The sequence below is a fragment of the Vibrio sp. YT-19(2023) genome (assembly GCF_033337395.1).
Window position 1 is genome coordinate 1 of the sequence record NZ_JAWOQN010000121.1, and the last position, 1,214, is coordinate 1,214.

Below are 1,214 nucleotides of genomic sequence, written 5' to 3' on the forward strand. Positions count from 1 at the left end.
CTTTTTCACGCAGCATCTGTTTTGCAATTTCGATTCGCTCTGACGATTTATTTGGCGCTCTGAAATCCAAACCTTGCGCCGCCGATAGATATTCGACAGCTAGAATGCCGCGAGTGTTTTCACCCATTTCTTTCAGTCTTCGAGCCGCGAATGTCGCCATTGACACGTGGTCTTCTTGGTTTGCTGATGTTGGTAAGCTGTCTACTGAGGCTGGGTGAGCAAGGGTCTTGTTTTCACTTGCCAATGCCGCAGAGGTTACTTGAGCAATCATGAAGCCAGAGTTCACGCCACCATTATCGACTAAGAATGGCGGCAGTTTTGATAGCGCGCTGTCGATGAGAAGTGCCATACGACGTTCAGACAAACTGCCAATTTCTGCAATGGCGAGAGCTAAGTTGTCGGCTGCCATCGCAACAGGTTCTGCATGGAAGTTACCGCCAGAGATGATGTCGTTATCTTCTGCAAATACTAATGGGTTATCAGAAACGGAGTTCGCTTCTACTTGCAATACTTCAGCGGAGTTACGGATTTGCTGCAAACACGCGCCCATCACTTGCGGCTGACAACGCAGTGAGTATGGGTCTTGCACTTTTTCACAGTTGGTGTGCGATTCACCAATTTCACTCGATGTATCCAGTAGGTGACGATATGCCATTGCCGCGTCCATTTGGCTACGATGACCACGTACGCGGTGGATTCGAGGGTCGAACGGACGTCGACTACCTAGCGCAGCCTCTACAGACATTGCGCCACACACGGTTGCTGACGCAAAAAGGTCTTCAGCAATAAACAGACCTTCTAGCGCGAATGCTGTTGAAGCCTGTGTACCATTGAGTAACGCCAAGCCTTCTTTTGGCGCTAGTGTAATAGGCTCAAGACCAGCAATTTTTAGTGCTTCGTAGCCGGATACGATTTGGCCATTGTGACGTGCTTGACCTTCACCAAGCAGCACCGTACTCATGTGGGCTAGGGGAGCCAAATCGCCTGAAGCACCCACTGAGCCTTTTTGAGGAACGCATGGATAAACTTGTGCATTGACCAAATCAATCAACATGTTGATGACTTTCAAACGAATGCCAGAAAATCCACGAGCCAAGCTGTTGATTTTTAAAACCATCATGAGGCGGACGGTTTCATCAGACATGAATTTGCCGATACCCGCAGCGTGAGATAAAACAATGCTTCTTTGCAGCGTTTCTAAGTCTTCCGGTGCA

Annotated in this window: 1 protein-coding gene; it reads right to left on the bottom strand. The window is 48.7% G+C overall.

Translation table 11 applies throughout. From position 1 onward, the window contains the following. Nucleotides 1–1,214, bottom strand: a 1,214-nt coding sequence (gene hutH / locus R7E78_RS24270) for a histidine ammonia-lyase (RefSeq protein WP_318058356.1), incomplete at both ends; no start/stop codon positions are given.